The sequence below is a fragment of the Prevotella herbatica genome (assembly GCF_017347605.1).
In the GTDB taxonomy this organism is placed as follows: Bacteria; Bacteroidota; Bacteroidia; order Bacteroidales; family Bacteroidaceae; genus Prevotella; species Prevotella herbatica.
The window spans coordinates 1,675,038-1,699,200 of the sequence record NZ_AP024484.1 but is presented as its reverse complement, the minus strand read 5'-3'; the positions used below and the strand labels follow the sequence as shown (position 1 = coordinate 1,699,200).

Below are 24,163 nucleotides of genomic sequence, written 5' to 3'. Positions count from 1 at the left end.
CAATGAACATGTTGAATAAATTCAAATATTGTCCTGTTTGCGGTTCTTCTCTCTTTAACATTAGTAGTGAGAAGAGCCGCAAATGCGGAAAATGTGGCTTTGAGTATTTCGTAAATCCAAGCAGTGCAAACGTTGCCTTTATACTGAATAAAGACGGATATTTGCTTGTTGAGCGCAGAAAAAATGAACCGGCAAAAGGAACTTTTGACCTTCCTGGCGGATTCGCCGATATGAACGAAACTGTAGAACAAGGACTCATGCGTGAAGTAATGGAAGAAACAGGGTTGGAGGTTACAGAAGTAAGATATATGTTCAGCAAACCAAATATATATCATTACAGCGGAGTTGACATTCCTACTCTAGATATGTTTTTTAGTTGCAAGGTAAAAGACGACAGTAAAGTAAAGGCAAACGACGATGCTGCCGAATGTATGTGGATACCATTAAAAGAAATCAAAACGGAGCTGTTCGGACTTAATTCAGTAAGAAGTGGGCTTATTGATTTCATAACAAAAATCAGCAGTTCTTTGTAATAACATTTCGTAATTATTTTACACCAAGTTAACATCAAACTAAAACTAAAATACTTAAAAAACCGAAAAAAAATGCCATATAATAATGTATAAGTAAAAGTTTTAGTTACTTTTGCGCCCTAACAACGTACAATTCGCAATTATGCAAGAAAATTTAGTTATCGTAGAGAGCCCCGCAAAGGCTAGGACTATTGAGAAATTTTTAGGAAACGATTTCAAGGTAATGTCTTCTTATGGTCACATTCGCGATCTCAAGAAGAAGGAATTAAGTATAGATGCAGAAACACTGGAACCAGATTACGAAATTCCTGACGAGAAAAAGAAACTTGTTTCCGAGTTGAAGTCAAACGCCAAGAAAGCCAAAAAGATTTGGTTAGCATCCGATGAGGACCGCGAGGGAGAAGCTATTTCATGGCACCTTTGCGAAGTACTTGGACTTGATGAGAAAAACACAAGCCGTATCGTGTTTCACGAAATCACGAAATCAGCTATCCTTGACGCTATAAAGACTCCACGTCATCTTGACATGAATCTCGTAAACGCACAACAGGCACGCCGCGTACTAGACCGCCTTGTGGGATTTAAACTATCACCTGTATTATGGAGAAAAGTTAAACCGGCTCTAAGTGCAGGACGAGTGCAGAGTGTTGCTGTGAGACTTATCGTTGAGCGAGAGCGAGAGATACAGGCTTTCAAGAGCGAACCATACTATCGCATAAATGCAATTCTAACTATCACGAATTCTAATGGAAACATCAGTGAAGTGAAAACAGAATTGGACACACGATTCAATACACACGAAGAAGCTATTGCTTTCCTTGAGAAATGCAAGGATGCAAAATTCACAGTGTCATCTATAGCAAAGAAACCTTTGCACCGCACCCCAGCACCTCCTTTCACTACATCAACATTGCAGCAGGAAGCAGCAAGAAAACTGGGATTCACCGTAAGTCAGACGATGATGGTGGCACAGCACTTATACGAGAACGGACGCATCACATACATGCGTACCGATTCAGTTAACCTCTCATCACTTGCGATAAATACCACCAAAGATGAGATTATTAAACTGTGGGGTAAGGAATACAGCAAGACTCGCAAATACCAAACTCACTCTAAGGGCGCACAAGAAGCACATGAGGCTATACGTCCTACAGAAATGAGCAATACCGAGATTGAAGGTACATTGCAGGAAAAGAGACTATATGAGCTTATCTGGAAGCGCACAGTTGCATCACAAATGGCTGACGCCGAAATAGACAAGACTACAGTAACAATAGACGTAGCTGGAGTAAAGGAGAAGTTTGTTGCTAACGGTGAGGTAGTTACTTTTGACGGTTTCTTGAAAGTTTACCGTGAGTCTACAGATGATGATGACAACAATCAGGACGAGTCAACCCATAATCTACCAGTAATGAAAGAGGGTGACGAACTGCAAAGACGTGAGATAACATCAACAGAACGTTACAGTATGGGTCCAAACAGATACACTGAAGCTAGTCTGGTACACAAACTAGAGGAACTTGGTATCGGACGTCCTTCTACTTACGCGCCTACAATATCTACTATACAGCAACGTGAATACGTTCAGAAAGGTGATAAGAGCGGTAAGGAAAGAGAATACGTTATCGACACGCTGAAAGGCATAAAAGTTACAAGCAAGCAGAAAAAGGAAATGGCTGGCAATGAGAAGGGAAAACTTCTGCCTACAGATATCGGAATCGTTGTTAACGATTTCCTAATGCAAAACTTCCCTGACATCATGGACTATAACTTCACAGCAAAAGTTGAGCAGCAATTTGACCAAATAGCTGAAGGCAAAGAAGGATGGAACACGATGATGAAAGAATTCGACAAGAATTTTGAGCCAACTGTTGAAAAAGTAAGGAATGCACGTTCAGAGCATAAAGCAGGAGAACGCGAACTTGGAACAGATCCAAAGAGCGGTAAGCCTGTTTTTGTTAAGATTGGTCGTTTCGGTCCTTTGGTTCAAATTGGTTCTGCCGATGATGAAGAAAAACCAAGATTCTCACAGTTACCATCAGACAAGAGTATGGAGACTATTACCCTTGACGAAGCACTGGAACTATTTAAACTGCCACGCACAGTAGGTCAGTTTGAAGACACAGACGTAGTTATCGGTGCAGGTCGTTTCGGACCATACATAATGCACAATAAGAAATATGTTTCTCTGCCAAAGACTGAGAATCCAATGACAACAACATTAGAAACAGCTATACAGCTGATAATGGAAAAGCGAGAGCAAGAAAAGCAACGCCATATCAAGTCTTTTGAAGAAGACGGAGCTATGGAAGTGCTAAACGGCAGATATGGTCCATATATCGCTTACGACGGAAAGAACTATCGCATGCCAAAAACTCTTCACGAAAAGGCAGCAGAACTTACTTTTGAGCAGTGTATGGATATTGTGAAGAATGCTCCTGAGCCTAAGGCTAGAAGAAAGAAATGAGAAGAATCATTATAATAGGATATATGGGTGCCGGCAAGACAACTGTCGGCAAGACTTTAGCACAAGAACTCAATCTGCCCTTCTATGACCTAGACTGGTACATAGAGAGCAGAATGAGAAAAACGGTAAAGGAAATTTTTGACGAACGAGGAGAGGAAGGGTTCAGACTTATTGAGCACAACCTTCTTCATGAGGTAGCGGAATTTGAGGATGTGATAATCAGTTGTGGTGGTGGAGCGCCATGTTTCTATGACAACATTGACTACATGAATCAACAGGGAGACACGGTCTATTTAAAAGCCACTCCCGAAGTATTGTATGGTCATCTGAAAATGGGAAAGAGCGTGAGACCATTACTGCAAAACAAAACCTCCGAAGAGGTAAAAGTATTCATCAACGAGCAGTTGCAGATACGAGAGCCCTTCTACAGTAAGGCAAAGTATACCCTTGACGTAAACCTCATGGATAATTACGAGAAAATTAAAATATTTGTTACTAAATTAAGAGAATTGCTCGGTTTATAAGCAATCATATTATTTACATTATGTTTTTAACTTCAGAATGAAAAAATGGACTATTGAGGATTCGAAGGAACTCTATAACATTAACGGATGGGGTACCTCATATTTCGGTATAAACGAAAAAGGCGACGTTTATGTCACACCGTGTAAAGATAACACAGAAATAGACTTACGTGACATAATGGATGAACTGGCATTGAGAGATGTAACAGCACCAGTTCTGCTACGCTTTCCCGATATCCTCGACAATCGTATTGAAAAAACGTCAAGCTGTTTTCAGCAGGCTAAGAAAGAATATGACTTTCAAGCCGAGAACTTCATCATCTATCCTATCAAGGTAAACCAGATGCAACCTGTTGTTGAGGAGATTATCTCTCACGGCAGAAAATTCAATCTGGGACTTGAAGCTGGTTCTAAACCAGAACTTCATGCAGTGATTGCAGTGCAATGTCAAAGTGATTCGCTTATTATCTGCAACGGGTACAAAGACGAAAGCTATATAGAACTGGCTTTGCTTGCACAAAAGATGGGAAAACGCATCTTTATCGTAGTTGAAAAGCTGAATGAGCTTGATTTAATAGCAAAGGCGGCAAGGAAACTTAACGTCAAACCAAATCTAGGAATACGAATAAAACTTGCATCTTCTGGCTCTGGAAAATGGGCAGAGAGCGGAGGCGATGCTTCTAAGTTCGGACTTACAAGTTCGGAACTTTTGCAAGCCCTTCAGAAACTTGATGACAACGGACTACATGACTGTCTGAAGCTGATTCATTTCCATATAGGAAGTCAGATAACAAAGATTAGACGTATACAGACTGCATTACGCGAAGCTGCACAATTCTACGTAAACCTTCACAAAATGGGTTACAATGTAGAATTTGTAGATTGCGGAGGCGGACTTGGAGTTGACTATGATGGAACCAGATCATCAAGCAGCGAGAGTTCGGTTAACTATTCTATTCAGGAATATGTAAACGACTGCGTTTATACGTTTGTTGACGCATCAGACAAGAACAACATAAATCATCCAAACATAATTACAGAAAGCGGTCGTTCACTTGCAGCACATCACTCTGTTTTGGTTATCGACGTGCTTGAGACGGCGAGTCTTCCTGAGATGAAAGAGGAGTTTGAACCAGGAGATAGCGACCACCAACTTGTAAAAGACCTGTATGAGATATGGGATAATTTGGATTCAAGATCAATGCTTGAAGACTGGCATGATGCAGAACAGATTCGCGAAGAAGCTCTTGAACTATTCTCTCACGGAATAGTTGACCTAAAGACACGCGCTGAGATCGAAGCAATGTACTGGAGTGTTTGTCACGAGATAAATAATCTGGCAAAGAATATGAAGCATGTGCCAGACGAATTGCGTAATCTTGACAAATTGTTGGCAGACAAATACTTCTGCAACTTCTCTCTTTTCCAAAGTCTTCCTGACAGTTGGGCTATTGACCAGTTATTCCCAATAATGCCAATTCAGAGACTTACAGAACGTCCTACACGTAATGCCACACTACAAGACATTACATGCGACAGCGACGGAAAGATAACCAACTTCGTAACAAACGGTCATGTGGGACACGTGCTACCACTGCATCAATTAAATAAAGAAGAGCCTTACTATCTAGGTGTATTCCTCGTTGGAGCATATCAAGAGATATTAGGAGATATGCACAACTTGTTTGGCGATACGAATGCTGCTCACATTTCTGTTAAAGATGGAAAATACAGCATAGACCAGATATTTGACGGAGAAACCGTTGAAGAAGTTCTTGACTACGTACAATACAACCCAAAGAAACTCGTAAGACAACTTGAACAATGGGTAACAAAAAGTATTAAAAACGGAAAGATTTCTCTTGAAGAGGGAAAAGAATTCCTGAGCAACTATCGTTCTGGACTATACGGATATACATACTTGGAATAAGAGATGAAAGAAAAGATCACTGTTGTAAAAGTCGGAGGAGCAATCGTGGAAGACAAAGAAAGGCTGTCACAACTCCTTAAAGACTTCACTGCCATTGAAGGTAAAAAAATTCTTGTACATGGCGGTGGACGCAGAGCCACTAAGGTTGCAGAAGCACTTGGCATTGAAAGTAAGATGTTGAACGGGAGACGTATTACCGACGCAGACATGCTGGAAGTTGTGACTATGGTCTATGGCGGACTTGTAAACAAGAATGTTGTTGCAATGTTACAGTCAAACGGCATAAATGCACTTGGATTAACAGGTGCTGACATGGACGTGATAAGAAGCCACAAACGCCCCGTTAGAAACGGACTGGATTTTGGATATGCAGGTGATGTTGATCATGTAAACGGATTCGAACTAAGAAACATTATCGAACAAGGTATTACACCAGTAATGGCTCCGCTAACACACGATGGATGCGGAAACATCCTCAACACCAATGCTGACACCATTGCTGCCGAAACAGCCAAAGCGCTTGCACGTTTTTATGAAGTGACACTGATATACAGTTTTGAGAAGAAAGGCGTATTGAGTAATCCGGATGATGACAATAGTGTGATTCCGGTTATTACACGCAATGACTTTAATAAATATGTAGCCGACGGAACGATAGCAGGGGGCATGTTGCCAAAATTGGAAAATGCATTTGCTGCCGTAGACAAAGGTGTGAAACAAGTTATAATAACGTTGGCGAATGCCATAGACGGTAAACACGGAACAATAATAAAACAATGTTAAATTTGAGATAATTTCGAGTTCTCTTGTAACTTTCGAATAATCCAATCGTCATTTAAACAGAGCGCAGATGAAAAAAATCAGTTTTCGAAACGATGTACTGCCGCTGAAGAATCAGCTATACAGGCTTGCTCTACGCATAACACTTAACAGTGCAGAGGCGGAAGACATCGTGCAGGAGACAATGATTAAAGTCTGGAACAACAGAGAAACCTGGGAAGAAATTGAATCTATCGAAGCTTTCTGTTACACAATTTGTCGAAACTTGTCTCTTGACAGTTTAAAGAAACACGACAATCAAAACAGCCAGCTTGATAGTACCGGGGGAGATGCTCCTGATAGCGCTTACAACCCTTACGAGGACATAATCCACAAAGACAGAATGAGTGTGGTGAAGAAAATCGTAGACGAACTTCCTGAGAAACAACGATTCTGCATGCAGCTTCGAGATTTTGAAGGAAAAGCTTATAAGGATATTGCCAATGTGCTTGAAATAACAGAAGAACAGGTTAAAGTAAATATCTACAGAGCACGTCAGGCTGTAAAACAAAAATTTCAAGAAATAGACAATTATGGATTATAAATATATCACACAGTTACTTGAGCGCTATTGGAAGTGCGAGACGACTTTAGAAGAAGAGGAAATCCTGAAGGCTTTCTTCTGTCAGAAAGACGTACCTGCCGACCTTTGCAAATACAAGGATTTGTTTGCTTACCAACAGGTAGAGCATAAGTCTGACGTATTGGGTGATGACTTCGACGAGAAGATTATGTCTATAATTCAAGGACCTGCACCTGTAAAGGCACGCGTGATAACCATGCAACAGAAACTTAAACCTCTGTTCAAGGCTGCCGCAGTTGTTGCCATCATGCTCACACTGGGCAATGCCGCACAGGTTCCTTTTAGTGATGATGCCAGTCCTGTTGTAAACACAGCAGGAACAACCCACAAGGGCGTTTCTGTCGCATTAAGCGATTCTGCCGCCATTGACACGATACAACAAAGCAGCATGAACGCTGTGGAGACACCGGCAGCATCAATTTTGAAGTAGATATATTTCTAAGCTTTCTCTATAAAATCATGTTTAATAAAACAATTATGAAACTGTGAAGTTTCAATTCTCTCAAATTTTTCATAACATACTAACGTAGAAAAGGCCTGCAAATCATTATATGATTTGCAGGCCTAATCATTTTCTAGACACACAAGCTATTCGATGTAGCTTATGATTTAAAAATATAACACAGACTTATAATTTAAGTCTGCGTATATATTTTATTTGGCGAATTACTTTTTTAGTCGTATATTCAACTGGTAAAGAGCAGGTAAGAATATGCATAACGAGAATACGAGATACAACACGATTCTCATTGTCTGTCCTCCTGCAAGTTGACTCAATGTAGCATCTTGCGTTCCTGGCATTAAATTAGCCGCAATATAGGCAACAGAATTGTTTACCCAATGAAGTACAACTCCAGGAACAATGCTGTCTGTGCGATAATACATCCAACCGAGCAATAGACCAAGCAATGCAGCATGAACAAATTGGGCTAAATTTGCATGTACAGCGCCAAATAGCAATGCTGATATAAGAATGGCAATCCAATGCTTTTTATCGCCTAATATAGAAAGTAAACGACGTAATATAGCTCCACGGAATACAATCTCCTCAGCTAAAGGTGCCAATATTCCTATTGCAACATATCCTAAAGGCTGTTTCATTATTCCCGAGAATAAGTCTCCAAGTTGCTTAGGTAACTCCAGCTTCATTAATTCCTCTAATCCAGCAGCAGGAAGTATAAGTCCTATTGTTGCTATTGCAACCCATACAAGAGTTGTCCACGGACGAGACTGAATATACTTGCGTGACTTAGAAGCCCATCCACGCCATACAAACAGAACTATCGTTATCAAACTACTCAATATCGTTGTTACGACTACGAGCATTGTACTTGTTGTTACAATATGACTAATTGACGAAATAGGTAATCCCTTAATTCCGATCATCACTAATCCTCCTGCAAGAGTCACAACAAACTGCACTAAGATAAACACCACCAGATACCATAGGGCATCAAGAACAACATTCAAGATTTTCTTCATATTATTAATCTTCTTTTAAAAACTGCTCTTCAACAAGTCTGCGATCGTCTTTAAGCTGACCTGCCAATTCTATAGCATTGTTAAACTTACGCTCTTCTCTTATGCGATGAATAAACGACACACTCATAATTTTGTCGTAAATATCAGCAGCGAAATCAAATATATTCGTTTCTAATGAAATATCATCACCACCGAATGTCGGACGTCTGCCGATATTCATCATTCCATTTCTACATTCATCCTCACCATCAATACGTACCTTTACAGCATACACACCTGGCGCAGGTACAAGCTGACGAGAATCAGTCATATCAAGATTGGCTGTAGGGAATCCCATTTTACGTCCTTGCTTATATCCATGAACAACTTTACCAACTATTGTATAATAATATCCAAGACACATTTCTGCCATTTCAACTTCGCCATCTTTAAGTAGTGAACGTATAACAGACGAACTGACATTCACCCCGTTTAACACGAAAGCCTGATTATGAATAACTTCAATACCAAGTTCTTTGCCATATCTTACATAATCATCAAATCCTTCGTCACGGTTATGTCCGAAACGGTTATCGTATCCAATTACCAGTTTCTTCACATTTAATTGGTCACGCAGCACATCTCTCATAAACTCATACGAAGAAAGCGAAGCCATTTCCTTATCAAAATGCACTACGACTCCGTTATCTACACTAGTATCTGCGAGCAGAGACATTTTTCGATCAAACCCACTTAACATCTGTGGTATATAATCACTCTGCAGCACCTCACGCGGATGTCGGTCAAAAGTAATCACAGCAGACTGCAATCCTGAATCCGCAGCCTCCTGAATAACATGATTTATCAGGAAACGATGTCCTTTGTGCACACCGTCAAAGAAACCTATCGTTGCAACACATGGTGCAAGATTTGAAGTTTCCCTGTTTAATTTTATTATCTTCATATTCTCTTTATCAATCTTATTCCTTCACCGATAAACAATACTGGTGAAGTTACAGCCACAATCGTAGCCCATTCAGTAAATGACAACGGAACTGTGCGGAACATTTTTCCGCCAAAAGTTACAATCATCCATTGTCCTACAAATATCAACAGCAAAACTAATGCCATTCCTTTCTCGGCACCAATATGGCTGAATGCAGACTTACTTTCTCCTAGAGCCTTAGCATTGAAAAGGTTCCAAAATTGCAACATGACAAATATAGTAAAAAATATCGTAAGTTCATGAGTATCTACGATATTCCCATCTTGTTCAAAATACACAAGTAGCCCAAGCAATACAATAGAGAACGCAAAGCCCCATGCAAATATACTGACACCTATCTTACGTGATATGATAAATTCGGTCTGCTTTCTCGGCTTTTCCTTCATCACTTCTCGTGAAGGTGAAAGCGAAGCAAGAGCCATTGCGGCAAAAGTATCCATGATAAGATTTACCCACAAAATTTGGGTCACAGTGAGTGGCATAGCTGTTCCTACAAATGCTCCACCAAGAACAAGAAGCAAAGCTGTAACATTTACAGTAAGCTGAAAAAATAGGAAACGCTGTATATTCTTATACAACGATCGTCCCCACATCACGGCATTAACGATAGACCCGAATGAATCATCAAGCAAAGTCATATCGCTGGCATCCTTTGCTACATTTGTTCCTGATCCCAATGACAAACCAACATGAGCATAATGCAATGCAGGAGCATCGTTTGTTCCATCTCCAGTGACCGCAACAACCTCTCCCCTTTTCTGCAACATCTTAACGAGACGCTGCTTATCAGTAGGGCGTGCACGACTCATAACCATTATCATTCCTGCACGTTCAAGAGCCTCATCATCACTCAACGCAGCCCATTCAGCTCCCGTAATTACAGCTGAATCAGGAATATCATTGCACACATCATCACCAAACACTCCAACCTGACGAGATATCTCTATTGCCGTAGCAGCTGTATCTCCAGTAATGACCTTGACATCTATACCTGCTTCATGGCACTGTCTCACAGCATCAGGAACATCCTTACGTATCGGATCGCTAATACCAACAATAGCCTGCAACTTATTGTCTGTAGCGAGTGCCAATGTGCGCATTGCTTTATGCTGATAAGAAAGCAGTTGTTCATTTGCTTTTTTACGATCCTCATCTGTTATGTCACACATTGCAATGACTATTTCAGGTGCACCTTTAAGGAATACATGTTTCTTTCCATCAACGACAGCTGTCGTCTGCATATATTTTTTTTCAGTGGAAAAAGGCACAGAAGATTCGATCGTGCTTTTGTGGCGATACTCCAAATAATCAACGCCCTTTTCCTTCATCCACATAAGCAATGCGCCTTCTGTAGGATTACCTATCACATTGTCGCCATCAAGTTCGGCTGTTGAGTTCAAGGCTATTGCGGCATAATATAAATCTGTGTTGAAATCATTCTTTCCTTCTGACGGGTCAGGAGAAACTACGCTCATGCGGTTCTGTGTCAACGTACCCGTTTTATCTGTGCAAATAACCGTTACAGCTCCCATTGTCTCGCATGCATGAAGTCGTCTTACAAGATTATTTGATTTCAACATGCGGCGCATATTCAAAGCCAGAGAAAGAGTTACAGCCATTGGAAGTCCTTCAGGAACAGCCATTACGATAAGAGTAACCGCCATCATGAAATACTTCAACACCACTTCTATCATCTTAAAATAATCAGAACTATGCCAAACAGGTTGGGTAAGAATATCGTGTGTAAGGAATATCGCAAAAGTCAGAACTGAAACTATAGTTCCAACTTTAGATATCAATGCTGCGAGTTTATTAAGTTGCTTGTTAAGCGGGGTCACCACATCTGTTTCCTCTGTGCTTTTCTTTGCTACACTGCCAATTTCGGTATCATCCCCCACAGCAGTAACAACAGCTTCACCATGACCATTCATAACCATTGTAGAACGCAGAATCATATCAGCAGGGTAAGCAGCATTTAAATCATTTTGCGGATTAGCATTCTTGTCAGAGAGTAGTTCTCCTGTAAGACTTGACTCGTTGATTTGTAAATTAACAGAAGATATTAATCTGGCATCAGCAGGAACTTCATCACCTACTTCCACAATAATAAGGTCACCTTTCACAACGTCTTTACGAGGAATCTCTATTACATGCCCATCACGTCTTACTTTGACGAGCTGCACGTCATCCATCTTAGTAAGCAGATTAAATCTCTTTGCAGCATCACGTTCAAAATAAAATCCTACGGTAGTAGCGAAGAATATCGCCAGAATTATTCCAACGGTCTCCACATAATCGTTCTCCACCCATGCCATAGCCAAAGATATAGCAGCGGCAACCAACAGAATTTGTATGATAGGGTCTTTATATTTTTCAAGATAAAGTTTCCACATAGATGTCTTATGTGGAGGCGTAAGTATGTTCATGCCATGGGCATTACGACTTTTTTCTACTTGTGAAGCCGTAAGTCCTTGAAATCTATTTTCTATATCGTTATCATCTATTATCATAAATTCTATTTTATGCAAAGATAGTGCAAATGAGAGCAGAATCATCAAGTTTTTACTTGAATGTTATGCCGAATGCAGCCTTATCTTATTTAAAGATACTGCAAATGAGAGCAGATCTACCAAACTCTGCAAAGGTACACCAAGCTTGCGGAAAAGCAAAATAAAAAAATACTTTTTATACTTATTGTTCAAGACGTTACTTCATTTTGTTGCATGATATAAGCACGGCAGAACATAAGAATACATTATATGATTACGTAAATTTTTCAAAAAATATTTGGTAATTTGCACAAAAGGCACTATCTTTGCATCCGAATTCAAAATTCAGGACTTGTAGCTCAGTTGGTTAGAGCAACAGACTCATAATCTGGAGGTCCCTGGTTCAAGCCCAGGCTGGTCCACAATAAAAGGAGTTACATTATTGTAACTCCTTTTTTTTGCTATAGCGAACAAGGTATCTTCAATACAAGAAAACATTTCTTATACATTTTACATACTCTACACCTTTCGAACAAGTATAATTCCATTAGATTTCATCCCTATTAAACTAGAATAAAGTTGTATTTTCTAACACTTCAAGTAATTCTAAAAATTACTGATATTCAACAAATTATAGTAAAATTATTTATATAAATCCATGCTCTAAAACAAAATGAGACAGAAGATTTGGCCAAGGGAAAAAACAAATACTGCTAGCCATTTATTTTCTTTAGCCAGCAGCAGCTTTTTATTTATAAAACGGTAGCATTTCTTTCATGCTAATTATTTCATTAAGAGCATTTATAACACTAATAATAAAAAAGCAAATAAGTCCTGAGAGAAATACCGTAGCTATAATTCTCGACTGCTGAAAAATGGTAAATAGAAATCCACTTTCAACATCAAATTTTATTAGAGGCCTATTTGCTGGCATAGATAGTATTATAGCAAGTATAATACCTCCACAAACTATGCCCAATACAAAAGCAGCAATCATTCCATATCGATAGCGACGAATGCAAGCCTCCTCGTGTTGTTTCAGATATTCCACCGCATCAAGCCGCTTAATAAGTGAGGGCATAAACTGATCAGTATTGTCAAACGATGGTTTTGCTGCAAGGAACAAATCCTCAAGTGCTCTATCTTTTGTCATAATTTTAATTTTTCTTTTAACTTATCACGACCACGTGACAATTGTTTCTTGATTGCATCTTCCGATATATCGGTGATGGCAGCTATTTCCTTAATGGAATAGCCATGCATATAATACATTACTATAGCAGAACGTTCTTTTGCAGGCAATGTTCCAAGTGCCATGTAAAGTTCCTGATGCTGGAAGGCTGTATCTGCGGAGGAAGTAGCCGTAATTCCTTTTGTTGCTTCTATGCTTTCAAAAGTTCTATTGCTCACCTTGTGGTTAATAAAGGTATTGTGAGCTATTTTGAAGAGCCAAGATCGGAACTTACCCTTCTCACGATAACTCCCCAAAGAGAGATATGCCTTGACCAAAGCATCCTGTGCTATGTCATCAGCATCAGCCTGGTTGCCACAACACAAGGCAAGCAAGAAGCTGCGCAATGCCCCTTGCTCACTCTGCACCAATACAATAAACTTTTCTCGTGTCATTACAGATTGCCTTGCTGCATATTTTTTTCTTCAGCCTCCATCTCTTTTGAAAGCATTTTCTTGCCGTAGAAGTAGGTAAGAAGGAACGCTACGCCAATAGCCAAAAGCACTGCGCCACTGATACCAAGAAATTGTATATTGTCTGTAATAAATCCTCCTGCATAACCCATGATAGAACTTAAAACAACAAACCCCACCCCTATGATACTTGTGAGAATACCCCACTGGAATTTTCTTAGCAACTTCTCCTTAATCAGTTTATCTGGCTTATTCATCTTTCTCACCAATTCCTCCACATTGATATTGGAATTTTTCTCAAGGGCTGCCAGAATGATATCCTTGCGGTTTTTCTCTGATTCAAGCTTGTGCTTCTGTGACAAAGCAACGATAACTATTGGGAGGACCACACAAACACCCAAACTTACAATCATGGGCATGACCTGTACACTATTCATAATCATTATATTTTTATATGTTATACTTCTTGTTTAGTTTTGAACCGATTCATCTATATAACAAGATTGGTTACAAAAAGGTGACATCATGAGGTGTTTTTTATGATCTTCTTGAAAAACAACCTAAATGTTAGCAAAAACTCTAATGATTACAAATCCTTTTCTATCACAAAAGTTACATTGTAGCCATGCTGGGAATGGTCATCAAGTGAGAGCATGTAACCTTGCATCATTAGAATTTGACGTGAGAGAGCAAGTCCAATGCCAGATCCTGTGCTTTTTGTTGTGAAGAAAGGAATAAAAATCTCCTTGCGAGATTCATCAGGAATTATATGACCATCATTACTAATTATCAAACTTCCATTGTAATTGATGGCAATATTCTTTGCACCTGCCTCTATGGCATTCTTAATAAGGTTGAGAAATACTTGACGAAGCAGATTTTCGTCGATATTGAAGATAGCCGATGTTGCAACATCAATGTTCCATACAATATCAGGATAGAGAGCAGATAGTTTATGAACAAATTCTGAAAGGTTAACATCAGTAGGCACAGGTTCTTGCAATTGAGTGAGTTTACGATAGCTATCTACAAAGGTTGTAAGACCTGAACTTGTATTATAAATGGCGTTAATACCGTCTTCGTAAGGGGAATCCTTAATTTTAGGATTACTGAGATAAGCCTGACTAATGCTCTGAATAGGTGTTGCGGCATTCATAATTTCATGGGTGAGTACACGGGTAAGGCGTTGCCATGATTCAATTTCATTATGTGCCTCTAGCTTCTGAATCTCTTTTCCCATTTCATTTAGTGCGTCCTGCAATGCACGTTCACCAAAAAGTAAACGACGAGTTGGCAGACGGAATGTGAAATCATGAAAACGAATAGCATCACGCATCATCTGAGCTCTATCACGAAGTAGACACTGATGATGGTAGGTCGAAATTGCAACTAGTGCAAACGCTACAAAAATCAAAATTAGATAAACTATCATCATTAGACTATCACATTTATTTTTTAAATTTATTATACAGCGTCTGTCTTGTGATACCAAGCAAGTCTGCAGCCTTGCTCATGTTACCATGACAAGTATCCACAACTTTCTTTACATGCTGTTTTTCCAACTGATCTAGAGATACAACATTATTACTCTTATCTATAGCGTCTTTGAGTACTCGAATCAGTTCATCATTATCCCATGGTTTAGTAATAAAATCAGAAGCACCATTTTTCAATCCTCTTACAGCCAATTTCACATCAGCATAAGCAGTAACGAGCACAACCGGTATGTTCGCATGACGACGATGAATCGCTTGCAACCATATCATTCCCTCCTGACCAGAGTTCACTCCAAGTTTAAAATTCATGTCAAGCATAATGACGTCTACATGCTCCTGTTGGAGAGTTACTAAAATAGATTCTGGATTAGAAAGGATGATGATATGCTCAAATACACCCGCAAGACATATTTTCACGGCAGTTAGTATTGCGGGGTTATCATCAACGACTAATAAGGTATGGTAATTTGAGTTCATAACCGCAAAGTTAGCCAATATAAATGAAATATGAAATGCGAGAAATGAAAAATCATACCAGCTAACTCAAAAGTGTATGATTTTCATGCAACATTGTGTATTATTTTTATACAAACAGTATTTGAGAGGACTATTATACATTGCAAATAGGAAAAACAGTTTTAACTTTGCATCAACAATAAAAATTAATACCAATAAAAAAATGAATTTACTTTTTAAACATCACTTTATTGTTGGGTGGCGAAACATCTTAAAAAATAAAGTCCAAAACTTGATATCAATTCTTTGTCTTGCCGTTGGGACGGTTCTTTTTGCCGTTACGTATTGGAGTGTAAATGCATCATGGAATAACCATCTTGCCAAGAATGCAGACAACAACGCTTATAAAGTATCTTTTATGAGGGGGGACACAGCTACAACAACTGGCAATTTAAAGAAACTCCAGCAATTCTCTACCGTCAAGTCGCTTGTTTATAGTACATATGAATCTAGATGTTATTTTAAGATAAAAGACTATAAAGGTAATGTGCATTCATTTACCGGAACTTTTAGATATGTGAGTCCTAACTGGCTTGAGCGTAATCACTTTACCTCGGCAATCACAGGTAAGAAATTCGGAAAACTTAAGAATGGAACTGCAATACTCTCATATCGCAAATACGATCAGTTTTTCACACACAAGGCAGATTCTATTGGCTATGAGGTCCTCAATTTTGAGAAGCCTCGTAAGATAGACGACGTAATCGACATCACCAATTATACTGATGCCGATGAGGGACTTTATATTGTGAACGATGGCAGGAATCAGTATCCATTGGAGAAAAGCCGTAATGGCGATACTGTGTATTATTCCGCATTATATATAAGTAATTTGGAAGTATTGTTGAAAGATGGAGTTAGTCAGAAACAGTTCACTAAAGAAGCAGCTCAAAAAATACCCAGAGACAAATTATCTATTTTTCCTCAATATAGAGATAATATGTGTAGATTAGCCGTAATTTGCACCTTTGCCTTATTCCTTGGGGCTAGCATACTTATCATCGGACTAACTGGTTACCTCAAGATTCAACTCCAGATGTTTCACATTCGCAAGCGAGAGATGACACTCCGCAGATGTAATGGTGCAAAACCTATTCACCTTATAATGCTACTGACTACAGAATTGTTTATCACCTTTATATTCGTATTGATTTGTGCAATTTGTCTTACTATAGGATTTGATGAATACATGGTACCAAAGATGGCATTCACTGAAATAGGCTACAAGATTTATCCTGATATATTCTCGTTATTCAAGATAGAGACATGGGTGGCTATCATTACCTTAATCATATCATTACTCATTATCTGGATATCTGTACTCAAGGTGGCTCATTTTTCATTTAGAAAGTCTTCATGTAAAAGTTACAACCATAAATCTCGATGGAAGAATGCCATGCAGGTGGTGCAGTTTTTTGTGACTACAATCGTTTTTTTCTTCGTGTTAATAACATCTATCGCTCTCATTTTGAACTATCACAACTATCAGTTTGTAGGCGATATAGATCAATATAAACAAGTTGCTCGTATTACTAGTTTTGATGTAAACGAGTTAGACAAACTACCTTCAGTAAAACATGTGGGAAGATTGGCTAAGTTGGATTATAGCTATAAATACAAAGGCGTTGGAGATTCTATTCCAGCTATGTCATATTCACCATCAAGTGAGATAAAATATGATAGCACTAGAGCAGCATGTGTCTTAGACCCTGCTTTGCTCAAACTGATGAATATTAAGATTGAGAAAAATATCAGCTCTAAAGTAGATATAAATGGCAAGACTATTTCCACATTGCCGGTTTATGTATTCCCTACAGAAGCTGTTCAGGTGAGCAAACAACTCGGTATAACAGCAAAGCCATCTGGATTTGTCATTCTTCAGAAAAGGAAATATGTGAAATTGGGTTATGCGCCATTGCTAGATATATACAGAATGACGGGGCGCCTATTTAATCTATATATAGTTCGTCCTCAGATTTCTGCATCTACGATTATCAACATGGCTAATGCTGACAGAATTAATTATGACGAACTGGAAACATTGGCATTTCCAAAAGACGGCAAATACGAGATGATGTGTACAGAGATTAATAAGTTGAGACACCAAGTCATCAAGCAAAGCCCTACTCACATTGACACCAATATTTCTTCAGCTTATGAATATTGGTTTTATGGACTGGCAATTATCCGTTTTCAACTTCAGTTCTGTTTTGCGTTAGTGTTGATAAGTCTTGTTAGTATTATACTAACTGTATATTCATCTATTACACTTGAAACTCGTGAAAGGCAGAAGGAAATGGCTATCCGCAAAGTGAATGGAGCAAAGGCTCACGACATAGCGAAACAACTCTGTCGTCCATATATCAAAAATCTACTGATTGCATTCATGCTAACAGGATTTATCGGACTATCAGTAGTTATATTATTTGTATTGCATCATAATTATCATTCAGATGCAATGATATTGGCATTAGCAGATTATTTTATAAGTATACTTACAATAACTATTGTTACTGCCGTCACTATCTGGCAAAAAGTATATAAAATCGCAAGGATTAGCCCTGCAGATATTATAAAAAAAGAATAAAATGAGATTTAAAAAAAATAAAGATATGATACAGTTATCAAATATAAAGAAAGTATTCTGTTCCGAAGAAATAGAAACTTGGGCACTACGTGAAGTTAATTTAGAAGTGAAACAAGGAGAATTTGTTGCAATAATGGGACCATCAGGTTGTGGAAAATCAACATTACTGAATATTCTAGGATTGCTCGACAATCCAACTGATGGTACATTCATACTCAACAACAGGGATGTTACTACCTTGAGCGAGAATGAGAGAACAGACATTCGCAAGGGTCTCATTGGTTTTGTTTTCCAAAGTTTCAACCTCATTGATGATCTCAATGTGTTTGAGAACATAGAACTCCCCCTACTCTATATGGATATTACCAATAAGGAACGCAAGTTGCGGGTTGAAGCTTTGATGGACAAAATGCAGATGTCGCATCGTCGGAGGCACTTCCCAAATCAACTTTCAGGCGGTCAACAGCAAAGAGTAGCCATTGCGCGCGCCATCATTACTAATCCAGAAATTATCCTCGCTGATGAACCGACAGGCAATCTTGACTCAAAAAACAGCAACGAAGTCATGAATATACTACAAGGATTGCATCAACAGGGCACTACAATTATCATGGTAACCCACTCGCAACATGATGCCAGCTATGCCGATCGTATAATTAATCTGTATGATGGTCAGGTTATGGATCAGGTGGAATTATAACTTTATTGCAAAAACTACAAACAGAGAGTGTCACTAGATATAAATTAGCAGAAGCAATCTTGATGGAAAACTGTCACTTGCCACAGTTATATATTTATTATAAAAGAGTATACACACATGTATACTCTTTAATATTTTTCATTTACAAATCTAGATTGTCTAAGTTTGATAACTTTCATCTAATACTCTATCCTTATTAGATAGTTTTTAGTAACTTTGTGCTCAATTGAAAAGCTAAAATTCATATTTTTAATAAAAATACCACTTTTACCACTTGACGATTTAATTTTAATGCGTATTCTAATTGTATGACAACAGAAAATTTCGAAAATCTAATCCGTGAGCTTAGACCTATCTTGTATAAGGTAGCTTTCAACTTCTTCCACAACAAAGATGAAGCTGAAGACACCATACAAGAAGTTCTTATGAAGCTATGGATGAAACGAAATGACCTGAATGAGCAAGTAAGAAGCCTCGCTATAATTGCGACAAAGAACCTTTGTGTGAGCAAATGGAGAAAACAAAAGCTTCGAGCCTCAGCTTCTCTAAATGAGAATACTTGTGACTTGCAAAGTGGAGAGTCTACAAACGCCCACCTAATGGCTGAGGAACAAAAGCAAATAATCGAACAAGCTATCAGTCATCTGCCACGATCAGAACGACGACTCATGCTGATGCGACAGCAAGGAATGGAGAATGAAGAGATTGTTTCCATAACAGGCATTCCGATAAGATCCATAAGGACGATGCTTTCATCGGCAAGAAAAAAAATGATTCAACAATTAAAAATATGAAGCAGACACTCATCAATAAATATTTCGAGGGAATTTCAACACAGGATGAAGAGAAGCAACTAAAATCATTACTTCAACAAATTCCTTTTGAAAAGCTTTCTTCTCAGGAGAAAGATCTACTCGCTATGCTTTGCATTGATTTTTCCTGTGATGATGATGAAGATATTTTTAGCGAGGATCACTCTGCCGAATACAACCACATCATTCAGAAACAAAACGATATTCAGACCATCGTTGAGGAACTTCCTCAAACAACCAAGGATACTAAAGAAAAACCAAAGATCATTTCTCTGGTGTGGAAAATCTCGGCTGTAGCAGCCGTTGTTGCTTTAATCTTCACTTTATCTCTACCCTTGATGAAACAAGGAGACAAGACTGTTGCTGAAACAAAGCCTAAAATAGAAAATAAAGAGACTAAGGAGAAAGCTACAGAAGAAGACACTAAAAACATGAGCAAAGACTCTGTCGATAATAAAGTTCCATCAACGAAAAAGTTCGTTCGACAACCTATCTATCGTCCTTTAATGGCTAAAATAAAAGCCACAAAGGTTGAAGAAAAAGATTCCACACCTATAAATGTGAGCAATATTCCTACTGTTAACAACCAAGTAGCTGCGGATAAACTGGATGATACCAGCAAGCAACGCCGCAAACGTGTTGACGATATTGTCAACCATTACATGGCCTCAGTAGATTACAACGATCCATTTTAAAATAGAATACATCTATGAATAAAATAATATTTATCCTTATAGCCATTCTTGCACCAGCTATCGGTTGGTCGCAGAATCCTATATTCGACCATATAAATGAACTCAACAAATTGGGCGATGGTGTGATGCACTATAGCATTTATAATTATGGTCAAAAACAAGACCTATCATATAATTACAAAAATCTGAGTAACGAAGACATCAATATCATTCGCCATCTGATGTTTGGCATTGAAGGAAACGCCAAACTAAGCAATCATTACGAATGTCATGAGGCTACTATCGACACCATTGCCTACCGCATGTTAGTTCAGGTAGACTCGCTGCATAGCTATGCTGTGAGCAGTGAAATAGTAAATCACGGTGCACAAGGATTTATCAAAGTTAGTCAGGATAGAACATTAAAATCTAAGACCGATACTTCAAAAGAAGAGATCATCAATAAACTTTTTGAGGAAACAATTCATAAAGCAAATATTGCTGGTGAGGAAGTTTCATTTGATGAGAGCAAGGACTTTTCCAGATTTAAACCTGAAATTGGCATCGGATCATGTTCTTCTAATCGAACAGGAAAGGGCAAGCTCTATATCTTCCCGAATGAAGGCAATGGCTTTTGTGAGAAATTCGAGAAGTATTTGCTCGACAATCTCAAAAGCCTCGACAATCCTCTTATGATAAACATAAGAAAAGGCATTGGACAATCTATTAATAAGAACTATAAAATTGTCTTTCAAGGCTCATATAGAGGTAATCAAAGAACTCCATTCTATCTTGCTATTGTATATAAAGGAAAATTGAGATTGCTTGTAGGCAAAGGTGAAAGCATCTATATTCCCGCATATTGGTTCATGACCAAGCAGGAAAAAACAGCAAATAACATTGAATAACAAATTAACAACGAAAATAATGAAAACAAGAATATTTTTACTTGCTGCATTTTGCATGGCTACTATCTGTGCAAAAGCAGAGAAAGTTATTACTTTTAACCATCCTGTAGTTGTTTATACAGCTCCAGTCAACTTTTTTCAAAAGAATACAACATTGGAATTTGTTAAGGTTGAATTCACTGACTCTGCAACTGTTGTTACAGTAAAGTCGGACACCCCTGAGAAATTAACTTTCACCAATCCTATTGCTTTAGTATCCGAAAGCAAACAGTATTATAATATTCATGGATTTGAGCAGACTGGATTAAGTTATCGTTTATTCTTCGATCCTATGCCAGCAACAACCAAGTATTTTGATTTTATGAATCATGAATATAGCAAGAATTATTTCGGGATTCATGATGCCAGCTACGAAATGAACTTTCCGAAGCTATCATCATACGACACCAGTTCTGAAATCATTACTAATATCGACGATTTTTTTAAGCCAGGAATAGCAACTCTTATTGTGAAAGAGTCAAAGGAGAATAAGTATAAGAACTTTCACGACGTCACATGGACTGACATTGGAATCGACAACATAGGGCCTGGGATAATCTATAATATGTCCATGGACTCACTCAGAAGTGATAGCAATAATGTTGAGACATACATCTACCATCTTCCTGTGAGTTATCCTCATTTCTCAAATTACGTGCCAAGCTGCATAAACGATGCCAATTATTACTTGGAACAAGGCAAGACCACAGAGGTAAATTTCGATAAAAACGGAAGAGCATCTTTTTCCAAAACTTCGCCAATGGCTAATCTGTCTTACATGCTTACAGCAACGCGTCTTTCATTTTTCGAGTCTGCGAAAACTGGCGATAAAGCTTTAGGATATCTTGCAGCACGATTCAATCTCACAAAGAAGGAAATTCATGTATTGCAGAGATATTTCATTGATCTTAATAAACTGATTGATATAATTTATCTCGACGACAGTGTGACGGAAAACACTTTTATCAAGGGAAACTTTGTTAATAAGAAGTTTAGTGATTATACTTTACTACGAAAACTTAGAGCAGACGACCCCGCATATCTTATCATGGGTGGGTTTAGAGGTCGGGTATTATTCAGCGATGGATATGACAATATCATGACTGGACTTCATGCTAATAATAAAGGGGAACTGAGTCTATCCTGGAATGATATGGCTGATTCTGTAATGGAAGCCGACAAGCAGATTTTCCACACACAAGAACCATCACTGTTCTTACAGTTATGGATGTTTGATTCTGGAGAACTTAGTCATGCAATTTCAATATATCGTACAAATCCTAACGATAAAAAGAAATCGCAAGTATTCAACGATTTTATGACTGTTCATCGCAAAGTGATTACTAATCCTTGTCTCAGAAATTTGTTTGAGCAGAAATACGAAGAGTTAATGAAGTCAAAGAATCAGCAAAAGATTGAAGAACTCAACATCTTCGGAGATAAGTAAACATCTATATAAATAATAACACGAAACAATTCGCAAGGATCTCTGTCATGAGACCATTTGCGAACTATTTCGTGTAACATAATTCATTTAATCTTGATTACGCAACAAATTCTGCATCATTTGACTAGAACCTCAGTTCCAATCTCATTTGGAATAACCAAATTTACGTCTTTATCCGTCATTGCGGCTACACAACTATCACTCCACACGTTCTCGGCTGTTTCTATCATATCAATAATTGTGTAAATAGGTAGAATAATACCCATTATGCCTATAGGGGCTCCCTGCCCTGTCATCAACGAGAGGGTAAGAAAATAGCAACCCATCGGAACCCCAGCATTACCCACAGCTGCAATAACAGCTATGAATAGCCATAGTATCATGTGACCGATTGACAAACTAATACCTCCATTCTGCATTACAAAGAGTGAAGTAACAAGGATAAAGGCCGCACAACCATTCATATTAATAGTCGTACAGATTGGTAACACAAAACGAGATACCTTCTTCGATATATGAGCACGACTCTCGGCTGTCTCCATCGTCACTGGCAATGTTGCAGCCGAACTTTTTGTAAAGAGTGCCATCAATACGGCAGGCATCATCTTTCCAAGATGTTTCAGTGGATTGATACCACGGGCAAGAAGGAAAAGAGGAAGAATGATAAAGAATTGAATGACATTTCCACCCAATATCACCATAACGTATTTTCCAAGTGACTCTGCTGCAACGCCCGCATAAACCTGAGCTGAAAGTTGAGCCGAAAAGGCTATAATACCTAAAGGAAGTGTCCAAATAAGCCCTTTGATGAGAAGAAAGAGCAGGCTCTGTAATCCTTCAATACCCTTTACTAAGGTCGCTTTATTCTCTGATTCTGGCAACTTTGCCAAGCCAATACCAATAGCAAAAGCCAACAAAAGCAGTGATAGCACATTACCTTCTAGAAATGGTTTTACAACGTTATTAGGTATGACCTGAAGAATGTGGTCATAATAAGTCTGATTCCCTAGATTCTGAGGTATCACGCTTGTTCCACTATTCACAAGTCCGGCTGGAAGATTGCCTGGACGAATTATCAAATAGAGTATTAATCCAACTGCCGCTGCAAATATAGTAGTGAGTAAAGTGTAAAATACTGCATGCTTGAAAATGCGACCTGTATCCTTCTGCATACCAAACATAGCAAGGGTTGTTATAACAGCAAGTACAATAGCAGGAACTGCAACTAACTGAAACAATCTTGTGTAAACAGTTGCTACAAACGTCATAATATCATTAAGCCAACCTTGTTGCAATAATCCTAACAATGTTCCGACAACGAGTGCACCTATCCAAAGCATCATCTGCTTCTGCTTTCCTATAAACGATTTCTTTTTATCTATCATCTTCTTCTATTACCTAATATTTCGTGTCAAAATTAATCATATTAGATAATATAAGCAATACCCTATTCATGGTATTTCATATATAAAACAAAAAAATAGTTAAAACGCATAGACTTATTTCATCGTTATTGAAATCGAGA

22 protein-coding genes and 1 tRNA gene are annotated in these 24,163 nt (G+C 38.4%); 14 read left to right on the top strand and 9 right to left on the bottom strand.

From position 1 onward, the window contains the following. The first annotated feature begins 2 nt into the window (after positions 1 to 2). From prwr041_RS06385 to prwr041_RS06355, 7 genes are all read left to right on the top strand, one after another. Entirely contained in the window at positions 3 to 533 is a 531-nt protein-coding gene (locus tag prwr041_RS06385; RefSeq protein ID WP_207155494.1) for an NUDIX hydrolase, read from the top strand. A 142-nt stretch (positions 534 to 675) separates the two neighbouring features. After that, on the top strand, positions 676 to 3,003 hold the full coding sequence (gene topA / locus prwr041_RS06380; RefSeq protein ID WP_207155493.1) for a type I DNA topoisomerase: 2,328 nt from the start codon (positions 676 to 678) through the stop codon (positions 3,001 to 3,003). Next, positions 3,000 to 3,527, top strand: coding sequence for a shikimate kinase (locus prwr041_RS06375; protein ID WP_207155492.1), 528 nt, complete (start codon positions 3,000 to 3,002; stop codon positions 3,525 to 3,527). The genes topA and prwr041_RS06375 overlap by 4 nt, the downstream gene beginning before the upstream one ends. Before the next feature lie 37 nt (positions 3,528 to 3,564). Then, positions 3,565 to 5,457 carry a biosynthetic arginine decarboxylase gene (gene speA / locus prwr041_RS06370; protein ID WP_207155491.1) on the top strand — a complete coding sequence of 631 codons (1,893 nt, stop codon included), beginning with the start codon at positions 3,565 to 3,567 and terminating at the stop codon, positions 5,455 to 5,457. A gap of 3 nt (positions 5,458 to 5,460) precedes the next feature. Further along, on the top strand, positions 5,461 to 6,240 hold the full coding sequence (argB, locus tag prwr041_RS06365) for an acetylglutamate kinase (protein ID WP_207155490.1): 780 nt from the start codon (positions 5,461 to 5,463) through the stop codon (positions 6,238 to 6,240). 67 nt (positions 6,241 to 6,307) lie between these two features. Beyond that, complete coding sequence (locus prwr041_RS06360; RefSeq protein ID WP_207155489.1) at positions 6,308 to 6,820, top strand: RNA polymerase sigma factor; 513 nt, start codon at positions 6,308 to 6,310, stop codon at positions 6,818 to 6,820. Continuing rightward, positions 6,810 to 7,289: a pyruvate ferredoxin oxidoreductase gene (locus tag prwr041_RS06355; RefSeq protein WP_207155488.1), complete on the top strand. Its 480-nt coding sequence runs from the start codon at positions 6,810 to 6,812 to the stop codon at positions 7,287 to 7,289. Before prwr041_RS06360 ends, prwr041_RS06355 begins: the two co-directional genes overlap by 11 nt. Before the next feature lie 236 nt (positions 7,290 to 7,525). Here the strand turns inward: prwr041_RS06355 and prwr041_RS06350 are convergent, their stop codons facing one another. Genes prwr041_RS06350 through prwr041_RS06340 form a run of 3 tightly spaced genes read right to left on the bottom strand, consistent with a single transcriptional unit; the run spans position 7,526 to position 11,836 of the window. Beyond that, a complete protein-coding gene (locus prwr041_RS06350) occupies positions 7,526 to 8,341 on the bottom strand; it encodes a CPBP family intramembrane glutamic endopeptidase (RefSeq protein WP_207155487.1) in 816 nt (271 codons plus the stop codon). A 4-nt stretch (positions 8,342 to 8,345) separates the two neighbouring features. Then, entirely contained in the window at positions 8,346 to 9,284 is a 939-nt protein-coding gene (locus prwr041_RS06345) for a bifunctional riboflavin kinase/FAD synthetase (protein ID WP_207155486.1), read from the bottom strand. Continuing rightward, positions 9,281 to 11,836 carry a calcium-translocating P-type ATPase, PMCA-type gene (locus prwr041_RS06340; protein ID WP_237072320.1) on the bottom strand — a complete coding sequence of 852 codons (2,556 nt, stop codon included), beginning with the start codon at positions 11,834 to 11,836 and terminating at the stop codon, positions 9,281 to 9,283. The genes prwr041_RS06345 and prwr041_RS06340 overlap by 4 nt, the downstream gene beginning before the upstream one ends. A 327-nt stretch (positions 11,837 to 12,163) precedes the next feature. Here prwr041_RS06340 and prwr041_RS06335 point away from each other — a divergent pair. Beyond that, positions 12,164 to 12,237, top strand: a tRNA-Ile gene (locus prwr041_RS06335). A 326-nt stretch (positions 12,238 to 12,563) separates the two neighbouring features. On the opposite strand, the gene prwr041_RS06330 is transcribed toward prwr041_RS06335, so the two are convergent. The 5 genes from prwr041_RS06330 to prwr041_RS06310 form a co-directional block, all read right to left on the bottom strand. Further along, positions 12,564 to 12,968, bottom strand: a complete 405-nt coding sequence (locus prwr041_RS06330) for a hypothetical protein (protein WP_207155484.1) — start codon at positions 12,966 to 12,968, stop codon at positions 12,564 to 12,566. Then, positions 12,965 to 13,441: an RNA polymerase sigma factor gene (locus prwr041_RS06325; protein WP_207155483.1), complete on the bottom strand. Its 477-nt coding sequence runs from the start codon at positions 13,439 to 13,441 to the stop codon at positions 12,965 to 12,967. Before prwr041_RS06325 ends, prwr041_RS06330 begins: the two co-directional genes overlap by 4 nt. Continuing rightward, entirely contained in the window at positions 13,441 to 13,896 is a 456-nt protein-coding gene (locus prwr041_RS06320; protein WP_207155482.1) for a DUF6249 domain-containing protein, read from the bottom strand. The genes prwr041_RS06325 and prwr041_RS06320 overlap by 1 nt, the downstream gene beginning before the upstream one ends. A gap of 149 nt (positions 13,897 to 14,045) precedes the next feature. After that, on the bottom strand, positions 14,046 to 14,894 hold the full coding sequence (locus prwr041_RS06315) for a sensor histidine kinase (RefSeq protein ID WP_237072319.1): 849 nt from the start codon (positions 14,892 to 14,894) through the stop codon (positions 14,046 to 14,048). A 13-nt stretch (positions 14,895 to 14,907) separates the two neighbouring features. After that, complete coding sequence (locus tag prwr041_RS06310; protein WP_207155481.1) at positions 14,908 to 15,432, bottom strand: response regulator; 525 nt, start codon at positions 15,430 to 15,432, stop codon at positions 14,908 to 14,910. 202 nt (positions 15,433 to 15,634) lie between these two features. Here prwr041_RS06310 and prwr041_RS06305 point away from each other — a divergent pair, with 202 nt between their 5' ends. The 6 genes from prwr041_RS06305 to prwr041_RS06280 all read left to right on the top strand — a co-directional run bounded on the left by prwr041_RS06305 (position 15,635) and on the right by prwr041_RS06280 (position 22,638). Then, complete coding sequence (locus prwr041_RS06305; RefSeq protein WP_207155480.1) at positions 15,635 to 18,058, top strand: ABC transporter permease; 2,424 nt, start codon at positions 15,635 to 15,637, stop codon at positions 18,056 to 18,058. Between the two features lie 25 nt (positions 18,059 to 18,083). Continuing rightward, the gene (locus tag prwr041_RS06300; protein ID WP_207155598.1) at positions 18,084 to 18,758 is read left to right on the top strand and encodes an ABC transporter ATP-binding protein; all 675 of its coding nucleotides are present in this window, start codon (positions 18,084 to 18,086) and stop codon (positions 18,756 to 18,758) included. 308 nt (positions 18,759 to 19,066) lie between these two features. Beyond that, on the top strand, positions 19,067 to 19,552 hold the full coding sequence (locus tag prwr041_RS06295; protein WP_207155479.1) for an RNA polymerase sigma factor: 486 nt from the start codon (positions 19,067 to 19,069) through the stop codon (positions 19,550 to 19,552). Next, positions 19,549 to 20,265 carry a hypothetical protein gene (locus prwr041_RS06290; RefSeq protein WP_207155478.1) on the top strand — a complete coding sequence of 239 codons (717 nt, stop codon included), beginning with the start codon at positions 19,549 to 19,551 and terminating at the stop codon, positions 20,263 to 20,265. The genes prwr041_RS06295 and prwr041_RS06290 overlap by 4 nt, the downstream gene beginning before the upstream one ends. 14 nt (positions 20,266 to 20,279) lie before the next feature. Then, positions 20,280 to 21,152, top strand: a complete 873-nt coding sequence (locus tag prwr041_RS06285) for a hypothetical protein (RefSeq protein ID WP_207155477.1) — start codon at positions 20,280 to 20,282, stop codon at positions 21,150 to 21,152. A gap of 19 nt (positions 21,153 to 21,171) precedes the next feature. Further along, positions 21,172 to 22,638 (top strand): hypothetical protein, encoded by a 1,467-nt coding sequence (locus prwr041_RS06280; protein ID WP_207155476.1) that lies wholly within the window; start codon positions 21,172 to 21,174, stop codon positions 22,636 to 22,638. A gap of 116 nt (positions 22,639 to 22,754) precedes the next feature. Here the strand turns inward: prwr041_RS06280 and prwr041_RS06275 are convergent, their stop codons facing one another. Continuing rightward, a complete protein-coding gene (locus prwr041_RS06275; RefSeq protein WP_207155475.1) occupies positions 22,755 to 24,023 on the bottom strand; it encodes a dicarboxylate/amino acid:cation symporter in 1,269 nt (422 codons plus the stop codon). Positions 24,024 to 24,163: the final 140 nt, after the last annotated feature.

What these genes read in the sequence shown, in the direction of transcription:
- prwr041_RS06375 (WP_207155492.1), top strand. Translation starts at nt 3,000, where the DNA reads ATGAGAAGAATCATTATAATAGGATATATGGGTGCCGGCAAGACAACT.
- prwr041_RS06280 (WP_207155476.1), top strand. Translation starts at nt 21,172, where the DNA reads ATGAAAACAAGAATATTTTTACTTGCTGCATTTTGCATGGCTACTATC.
- prwr041_RS06340 (WP_237072320.1), bottom strand. Translation starts at nt 11,836, where the DNA reads ATGATAATAGATGATAACGATATAGAAAATAGATTTCAAGGACTTACG.
- prwr041_RS06355 (WP_207155488.1), top strand. Translation starts at nt 6,810, where the DNA reads ATGGATTATAAATATATCACACAGTTACTTGAGCGCTATTGGAAGTGC.
- prwr041_RS06345 (WP_207155486.1), bottom strand. Translation starts at nt 9,284, where the DNA reads ATGAAGATAATAAAATTAAACAGGGAAACTTCAAATCTTGCACCATGT.
- prwr041_RS06310 (WP_207155481.1), bottom strand. Translation starts at nt 15,432, where the DNA reads ATGAACTCAAATTACCATACCTTATTAGTCGTTGATGATAACCCCGCA.
- speA (WP_207155491.1), top strand. Translation starts at nt 3,565, where the DNA reads ATGAAAAAATGGACTATTGAGGATTCGAAGGAACTCTATAACATTAAC.
- prwr041_RS06350 (WP_207155487.1), bottom strand. Translation starts at nt 8,341, where the DNA reads ATGAAGAAAATCTTGAATGTTGTTCTTGATGCCCTATGGTATCTGGTG.
- argB (WP_207155490.1), top strand. Translation starts at nt 5,461, where the DNA reads ATGAAAGAAAAGATCACTGTTGTAAAAGTCGGAGGAGCAATCGTGGAA.
- prwr041_RS06320 (WP_207155482.1), bottom strand. Translation starts at nt 13,896, where the DNA reads ATGAATAGTGTACAGGTCATGCCCATGATTGTAAGTTTGGGTGTTTGT.
- prwr041_RS06295 (WP_207155479.1), top strand. Translation starts at nt 19,067, where the DNA reads ATGACAACAGAAAATTTCGAAAATCTAATCCGTGAGCTTAGACCTATC.
- prwr041_RS06360 (WP_207155489.1), top strand. Translation starts at nt 6,308, where the DNA reads ATGAAAAAAATCAGTTTTCGAAACGATGTACTGCCGCTGAAGAATCAG.
- topA (WP_207155493.1), top strand. Translation starts at nt 676, where the DNA reads ATGCAAGAAAATTTAGTTATCGTAGAGAGCCCCGCAAAGGCTAGGACT.
- prwr041_RS06325 (WP_207155483.1), bottom strand. Translation starts at nt 13,441, where the DNA reads ATGACACGAGAAAAGTTTATTGTATTGGTGCAGAGTGAGCAAGGGGCA.
- prwr041_RS06305 (WP_207155480.1), top strand. Translation starts at nt 15,635, where the DNA reads ATGAATTTACTTTTTAAACATCACTTTATTGTTGGGTGGCGAAACATC.
- prwr041_RS06385 (WP_207155494.1), top strand. Translation starts at nt 3, where the DNA reads ATGAACATGTTGAATAAATTCAAATATTGTCCTGTTTGCGGTTCTTCT.
- prwr041_RS06275 (WP_207155475.1), bottom strand. Translation starts at nt 24,023, where the DNA reads ATGATAGATAAAAAGAAATCGTTTATAGGAAAGCAGAAGCAGATGATG.
- prwr041_RS06300 (WP_207155598.1), top strand. Translation starts at nt 18,084, where the DNA reads ATGATACAGTTATCAAATATAAAGAAAGTATTCTGTTCCGAAGAAATA.
- prwr041_RS06285 (WP_207155477.1), top strand. Translation starts at nt 20,280, where the DNA reads ATGAATAAAATAATATTTATCCTTATAGCCATTCTTGCACCAGCTATC.
- prwr041_RS06315 (WP_237072319.1), bottom strand. Translation starts at nt 14,894, where the DNA reads ATGATGATAGTTTATCTAATTTTGATTTTTGTAGCGTTTGCACTAGTT.
- prwr041_RS06330 (WP_207155484.1), bottom strand. Translation starts at nt 12,968, where the DNA reads ATGACAAAAGATAGAGCACTTGAGGATTTGTTCCTTGCAGCAAAACCA.
- prwr041_RS06290 (WP_207155478.1), top strand. Translation starts at nt 19,549, where the DNA reads ATGAAGCAGACACTCATCAATAAATATTTCGAGGGAATTTCAACACAG.